This is a genomic window from Variovorax sp. E3 (assembly GCF_016082275.1).
Taxonomy (GTDB): Bacteria; Pseudomonadota; Gammaproteobacteria; order Burkholderiales; family Burkholderiaceae_C; genus Variovorax.
The window spans coordinates 1-7,023 of the sequence record NZ_MOWM01000242.1 but is presented as its reverse complement, the minus strand read 5'-3'; the positions used below and the strand labels follow the sequence as shown (position 1 = coordinate 7,023).

The following is a 7,023-nucleotide window of genomic DNA, read 5'->3' as shown; positions in this document are numbered from 1 at the left end:
CGGGTGCCCGCTCGCGGCGCGCGGGGAGTGCCTTGGCGGGGCGCTTGGGCGCGCTTCGCCGGCCTGGGAATCGGGGTGACGCGGGTGAAGGCCGGGCGGGTGGTGGCCACGGCGTTGGCGTCGAGCTTGAAGATGCTCACGGCCTGCACCAGGCTGCTGGCCTGCTCCTGCAGCGACTGCGCGGCGGCCGAGGCCTCTTCGACCAGCGCGGCGTTCTGCTGCGTCACCTGGTCCATCTGCGTGATGGCCTGGTTGATCTGTTCGATGCCCGAGGTCTGTTCCTGGCTTGCGGCGGTGATCTCGCCCATGATGTCCGTCACGCGGCGCACGCTGCCGACGATCTCGTCCATGGTGCGGCCGGCCTCTTCGACCTGCTTGCTGCCTTCCTCGACCTTCTCCACGGAGTCGCCGATGAGGGTCTTGATCTCTTTCGCTGCTGCAGCCGAGCGCTGCGCCAGGCTGCGCACTTCCGAGGCGACCACGGCGAAGCCACGGCCTTGCTCGCCAGCGCGCGCAGCTTCAACAGCCGCATTCAGCGCCAGGATGTTGGTCTGGAAAGCGATGCCGTCGATCACGCCGATGATGTCCACGATCTTCTTGGACGACGCGTTGATCGAGCCCATCGTGTCCACGACCTGCGACACCACACTGCCGCCGCGCACCGCCACTTCGGACGCCGACACGGCCAGCTGGTTGGCCTGGCGCGCGTTGTCCGCGTTCTGCTTCACGGTGCTCGTGAGTTCTTCCATCGAAGCCGCCGTCTGCTCCAGCGAGCTGGCCTGCTCTTCGGTGCGCGACGACAGGTCTTCATTGCCCGAGGCGATCTGCCCCGACGCCGTGGCGATCGTCTCGGTGCCCGTGCGCACTTCGCCCACCACCTTGGCCAGGCTGGCGTTCATGTCCTTCAGCGCCTGCATCAGCTGGCCCGCTTCGTCGCGGCTTTCCACGCGGATGGTCGCGCTCAGGTCGCCGCCGGCCACCGTTTCCGCAACCGCCACCGCGTGGCCCAGCGGGCGCACGATGCCCACGCTCAGGCGCCATGCGAACAGCGCGCCCAGCACCAGCGCAATGGCGGACAGCACCATCAGCGTGGTCTGGCCCGCCGAGTAGTCGGCCGCGATGCCCTGTGCCACCACGTCGATCTTGTCGCGCTGGTGCGCGGCGAGGTTGGCCACGGCGTTCTCGTAGACCACCAGGCCGGCCGCGAACTTGGTGTCGGCCAGTTCCATGGCCGCGGCGCTCTGGCCGTCGGCCTTGAGCTTGTTGATCTTCTCGATGATCTCCAGCACGACGGCGCGCGCATCGGCCACGTCGCCGTAGAGCTTCTTCTCTTCGGGCGAGGTCAGCATTTCCTCGAGCTTCTTCTGCACCGGGTTGATCAGCGCCGAGCTGTCCGCGCGGGCCTTGCCGAAGTAGGCCACCACAGCGGGGTCGGTCGCCTTGACCATGGCAAAGGAGCGCACGATCGTCGGGCCCAGCAGGTTGGACCACTGGTTGGCCAGGCGCTCCTTGACCAGCGCCTGCTTCATCATGTTGTCCGTGGCGCTGCCCACGTTGGCAAGCCGCAGCATGCCGGTGCCGGCGATGACCGCGATCAACACAAGCATGGCCGCGAAGCCGAGGCCCAGGCGGGTGCCGATTTTCAGATTCTTCAAACTCATTTCGTTTTCTTCTTTCAGAACTGGAGCGAATCTCGCCGCGAGATACGGCGTTGTCGATTCGTTATCGGCACGGGCCCGCCGGTCTTGAGACCCCGGGAATCAAAATTCCGTCCAGTCGCCTTTCGCGTCGCCGGCCATGGCGAGTTGGGGCGCGGCGCTGGAAGCGGCCGCGCGGCGCGTGGGGAGCGCCTTGGCCGGTGCCTTGGGCGCCGGCTTGGCGGGCTTCGAGATGGGCGTGAGGCGCGTGAAGCTGGTGCGCGGGGCCGTGGCGTGGCCGTCGAGCTTGAAGATGCTCACGGCTTGCACGAGGCTGCCGGCTTGTTCCTGCAGCGACTGCGCGGCGGCGGATGCCTCCTCGACCAGCGCGGCGTTCTGCTGCGTCACCTGGTCCATCTGCGTGATGGCCTGGTTGATCTGCTCGATGCCCGAGGTCTGTTCCTGGCTGGCGGCCGTGATCTCGCCCATGATGTCCGTCACGCGGCGCACGCTGCCCACGATCTCGTCCATCGTGCGGCCGGCTTCGGCGACTTGCTTGCTGCCCTCTTCGACTTTCTCCACGGAGTCGCCGATGAGGGTCTTGATTTCCTTCGCTGCTGCAGCCGAGCGCTGCGCGAGGCTGCGAACTTCAGATGCAACGACCGCGAAGCCACGGCCTTGCTCGCCTGCACGCGCAGCTTCAACAGCCGCATTCAGCGCCAGGATGTTGGTCTGGAATGCGATGCCATCGATGACACCGATGATGTCGACGATCTTCTTGGACGACGCATTGATCGAGCCCATCGTGTCCACGACTTGCGAGACCACGCTGCCGCCGCGCACCGCCACCTCGGACGCCGACACGGCCAGCTGATTGGCCTGGCGTGCGTTGTCCGCGTTCTGCTTGACCGTCGAGGTCAGCTCTTCCATCGAAGCTGCCGTCTGCTCCAGCGAACTCGCCTGCTCTTCGGTGCGCGAAGACAAGTCCTGGTTGCCCGAGGCGATCTGCCCCGACGCCGTCGCGATCGTGTCCGTGCCCGTGCGCACTTCACTGACGATTTTCACGAGGCTGTCGTTCATGCCCTTCAGCGCCTCGAGCAGCATGCCGGTCTCGTCGGTCGTGCGCGCCTCGATGCGGCTGGTCAGGTCGCCCCCGGCCACCGACTGCGCCACCTTCACCGCTTCAGACAGCGGCCGCGAGACGATGCGGGCGATCCACAGCGCCAGCACCAGGCCCAGCGCCACGCTGACCACCAGCAGGCCCAGTACCCAGACGCGGGCCTCGCCGTACACCGTGTCGGCCGTTTCGCCGGCGCGGACGGCGCCCTTCACATTCACCTCGGTCAGTTTGTCGAGCGTGCCCGAGATCTCGCGGCTCAGCTGCAGCGACTTGCCGCGGATCAGCGTGGTCGCCTGATCGCTGTCCTGCGTGTGCGACATGGCGATGATCTTGTTGTGCTCCAGCGCGTACTGGTCCAGCAGCTTCGGCAGCGCCGGGTAGATCTCGCGCTCTTCGGGCTCGGAGATGAGCTTCTCGTAGTCCTCGCGGCGCTTCTGCAGGTTCTTCCAGGTCTCGTCCATCGACTTCTCGTAGACGGCCATCTCGTCGTACGAGCCCGACAGAACGTGCTGCAGCTCCTGCGTGCGGTAGCGCGACACCAGGTTCTTCATCTCCAGCAGCGAGCGCGTGGCCGGCATCCAGTTGGTCGCCAGGTCGGTGGACATGTCGTGCACCTTGCCCAGTTGCATCACCGAGAGAACGCCGACACAGGCCGTCAGCACAAGGACGGCAAGAAACGACACAAGCAGCTTGGTCGCGATTTTGAGGTTGTAGAAAGTTTTAATGATTTTTCCTTGTGGCCCGAAGGCCGGTACCGAGTCGTCGGGTTCGGCGCGGTCCTCAGAACTCGCGCCAGTCGCCGGCGCCGGCCACCGCGAGCTGCGGTGTGGCGGGCAACGATGGCTTGTTGTTGTCGTGTGGGTCCGGCAACGCCGGCACACGTGCGTGGGACGCGGCCTCGTGGCCCGTGTCCAGCTTGAAAATGCTCACGGCCTGCACGAGGCTGCCGGCTTGTTCCTGCAGCGACTGCGCGGCGGCGGAGGCTTCCTCCACCAGCGCGGCGTTCTGCTGCGTCGCCTGGTCCATCTGCGTGATGGCCTGGTTGATCTGTTCGATGCCCGAGGTCTGCTCCTGGCTCGCGGCGGTGATCTCGCCCATGATGTCCGTCACGCGCTTCACGCTGCCGACGATCTCGTCCATGGTGCGGCCGGCTTCCGCGACCTGCTTGCTGCCCTCTTCGACCTTTTCCACGGAGTCGCCGATGAGGGTTTTGATTTCCTTGGCGGCGGCTGCGGAACGTTGTGCGAGGCTGCGCACTTCCGATGCAACCACTGCAAAGCCACGGCCCTGCTCACCCGCGCGCGCCGCTTCCACTGCCGCATTCAGCGCCAGGATGTTGGTCTGGAAAGCGATGCCGTCGATGACGCCGATGATGTCCACGATCTTCTTGGACGACGCATTGATCGAGCCCATCGTGCCCACCACCTGCGAGACCACGCTGCCGCCCTTCACCGCCACTTCGGAAGCCGACACGGCCAGCTGATTGGCTTGCCGCGCGTTGTCCGCGTTCTGCTTCACCGTCGAGGTCAGCTCCTCCATCGAAGCCGCCGTCTGCTCCAGCGAACTGGCCTGCTGTTCGGTGCGCGAAGACAAGTCCTGGTTGCCCGATGCGATCTGGTTCGATGCCGTGGCGATGGTTTCGCTCGACGCCTTGATCTTCCCGACGATCGAGGTCAGCTGCGCCTGCATTCGCTGGATGGAGCGCAGCAGGCTGGCGTCGTGCGCGGCGTCGGCCTCCACGGCCAGCGACAGGTCGCCGTCGGCGATGCGGCCGACCACGTCGGCGGCGTATTGCGGCTCGCCGCCGAGCTGCCGGCCGATCAGGCGCGCCACCACCACGCCCAGCCCGATACTGACCGCGATGCCGGCCAGCGCCATCACCAGCATCATCAGCCGGGAGGTCTTGTAGGTTCCATCGGCCTCTTCGGCACGCACGCGCGCAAGGTCCTTGCTGTAGACGACCATGCCGTTGAGCACTTCTTCCACACCGCGCGATTCCTTCAGCAGGCGCGCGCTGTCCTCGCTCACCTGGTTTTCGAACTGCGTACTGTCCAGCGGCTGCTTTTTCAACAGCGCCACGAAATCATTCATGTGCGTCTTCAGCGGACCGACCAGCGTTTCGAATTGACTGAAGAGCTTCGTTCCTTGCTCGGTCTCGCCGAAGAAGGACTTGACCTCGGCGCGCGCGCCGACAGGTTCTCGATGGACGCCTTGAGTTCGTCCGCGCCTGCATTGCGCTCGCCGAGCGTGCCGGCCGACAACAGCGTCATCTGGGCGCGGCTCGCGTACAGCAGGCGGATGTTGGCTTCCTGCACGGCCTGCAGGGCGCGAAGCTCGTTGGCATAGAGCGCTTCCGTGGAGGCGCTGATGCGCCCCATGTGAAAGATGCCGAGCGCGCTCATGGCCGCGCCGATTGCCGCCACGACGAGAAAACTGAGGATCAGCCGGATGGTGACGCGAAGATTCTGGAACCACTGCATTGTTTTTTCCCCGTTCAGACCGCTGATGCAGTGAATGCCAATTGATGTGCCGTGCCGACGGCGCGGCCGCCTTCCAGGCGGAACACGCCGACCACGCGCGACAGGCTGCCCGCCTGTTCCTGCAGCGACTGGGCGGCGGCCGAAGCCTCTTCGACCAGCGCGGCGTTCTGCTGCGTCACCTGGTCCATCTGCGTGATGGCCTGGTTGATCTGTTCGATGCCCGAGGTCTGCTCCTGGCTCGCGGCCGTGATCTCGCCCATGATGTCGGTCACGCGCTTCACGCTGCCGACGATTTCGTCCATGGTGCGGCCGGCCTCTTCGACCTGCTTGCTGCCCTCTTCGACCTTCTCCACGGAGTCGCCGATGAGGGTCTTGATTTCTTTCGCCGCTGCGGCCGAGCGTTGCGCCAGGCTACGAACTTCCGATGCGACCACTGCGAAGCCACGACCTTGCTCACCAGCGCGTGCAGCTTCCACCGCCGCGTTCAGCGCCAGGATGTTGGTCTGGAACGCAATGCCGTCGATGACACCGATGATGTCGACGATCTTTTTCGAGGACGCATTGATCGAGCCCATGGTGTCGACCACTTGGGACACGACACTGCCGCCCTTCACCGCGACTTCCGAAGCCGACACAGCCAGCTGATTGGCTTGCCGCGCGTTGTCCGCGTTCTGCTTCACGGTCGAGGTCAGCTCTTCCATCGAAGCCGCCGTCTGCTCCAGCGAACTGGCCTGCTGCTCCGTGCGCGAAGACAGGTCCTGGTTGCCCGTGGCGATCTGGCTCGACGCCGTCGCGATCGTGTCCGTGCCCGTGCGCACCTCGCCCACCACCTTGGCCAGGCTGGCGTTCATGTCCTTCAGCGCCTGCATCAGCTGGCCTGTTTCGTCGCGGCTCTCCACGCGGATGTCGGCGCTCAGGTCGCCGGCGGCCACCGTTTCCGCCACTTCCACGGCCCGCGTCAGCGGACGCACGATGCTGCGCGAAATGAAGTACGCGAAGATCGCGCCGATCACCACCGTCGCCATCGTCAGGAAAAGCCGCAGGTTGAAGCTGCGCCCGTTCGCCGCGTCGATCGCGGCGCTCATGTCGTCGATCGCCTTGCGCTCGATGGCCAGCAGTTCGAGCACGCGGCTCTCATACGCCTTGGCGGCGGGCTGGAAGGTGTCCTTGAAAACGCGCGCCGTTTCTTCCGCATTGCCGCTCGCCTTGGCTTTGCCCACTTCGTCCTTGGCCGTCTGGTACTTGGCGCGCAGCGCGACGATGGACTTGAAGGTTTCCTTCTCCTCGTCCGTCACCAGCAGCTTCTCGACCTTCGCCATGGTCTCGGAGCCCTTCTTCACGCTGTCGGAAATGACGTCTGCGAACGTCACCGGCAGTGTGTCGTCGGTGGTGCGCGCGATCATCGAAGTGCGCGCAATGGCCGAGTAGGTCAGCACGTACCAGTCGGCAATGAGCCGCTCCTTCGCCAGCGGGCTCTGCATCATGACCCGCGTGGCTTCCGCGTTGTTGCGCGCGGAGACCAGGGCGAAGGCGGTGGAAATCACCACCAGGCCCAGGACGACGGAAAAGGCCACGGCGAGCCGCATGCCGATGCGAAGGTTCGAGAAGAAGTTCATGGTGCAGGCCTTGAAGGCGAAAGGAAGGAGACCGGCCCCGGCCTTGCGACCGCGGCGCCGGCAAAGGTCAGGCGGTGGCGGCTGCCTCGATGAGGCCCATTTCCTGGCTCGACATGAGCCGGTCGATGTCCACCAGGATCAGCATCCGCTCGTCCAGCGTGCCCAGGCCG

At 65.5% G+C, this 7,023-nt stretch carries 5 protein-coding genes and 1 pseudogene; all 6 read right to left on the bottom strand.

From position 1 onward, the window contains the following. The coding region (locus BMG07_RS38815) for a methyl-accepting chemotaxis protein (RefSeq protein ID WP_198088938.1) at positions 1-1,661 on the bottom strand (1,661 nt) is incomplete at its 3' end. A 99-nt stretch (positions 1,662-1,760) separates the two neighbouring features. Beyond that, positions 1,761-3,482 carry a methyl-accepting chemotaxis protein gene (locus BMG07_RS38810; protein ID WP_198088939.1) on the bottom strand — a complete coding sequence of 574 codons (1,722 nt, stop codon included), beginning with the start codon at positions 3,480-3,482 and terminating at the stop codon, positions 1,761-1,763. A 55-nt stretch (positions 3,483-3,537) separates the two neighbouring features. Beyond that, the gene (locus tag BMG07_RS38805) at positions 3,538-4,848 is read right to left on the bottom strand and encodes a methyl-accepting chemotaxis protein (RefSeq protein ID WP_374221448.1); all 1,311 of its coding nucleotides are present in this window, start codon (positions 4,846-4,848) and stop codon (positions 3,538-3,540) included. Positions 4,849-4,856: 8 nt separating this feature from the next. Then, a complete protein-coding gene (locus BMG07_RS45280) occupies positions 4,857-5,237 on the bottom strand; it encodes an MCP four helix bundle domain-containing protein (protein ID WP_374221447.1) in 381 nt (126 codons plus the stop codon). A gap of 14 nt (positions 5,238-5,251) precedes the next feature. After that, positions 5,252-6,853, bottom strand: a complete 1,602-nt coding sequence (locus BMG07_RS38800; protein WP_198088937.1) for a methyl-accepting chemotaxis protein — start codon at positions 6,851-6,853, stop codon at positions 5,252-5,254. A 67-nt stretch (positions 6,854-6,920) separates the two neighbouring features. Continuing rightward, positions 6,921-7,023 (bottom strand): annotated as a pseudogene (locus tag BMG07_RS38795) (chemotaxis protein CheW); the annotation flags it as partial.

Bases quoted from the DNA above. Each gene is read 5' to 3' on its own strand.
- BMG07_RS38805 (WP_374221448.1), bottom strand. From the start codon at position 4,848: ATGAATGATTTCGTGGCGCTGTTGAAAAAGCAGCCGCTGGACAGTACG.
- BMG07_RS45280 (WP_374221447.1), bottom strand. From the start codon at position 5,237: ATGCAGTGGTTCCAGAATCTTCGCGTCACCATCCGGCTGATCCTCAGT.
- BMG07_RS38800 (WP_198088937.1), bottom strand. From the start codon at position 6,853: ATGAACTTCTTCTCGAACCTTCGCATCGGCATGCGGCTCGCCGTGGCC.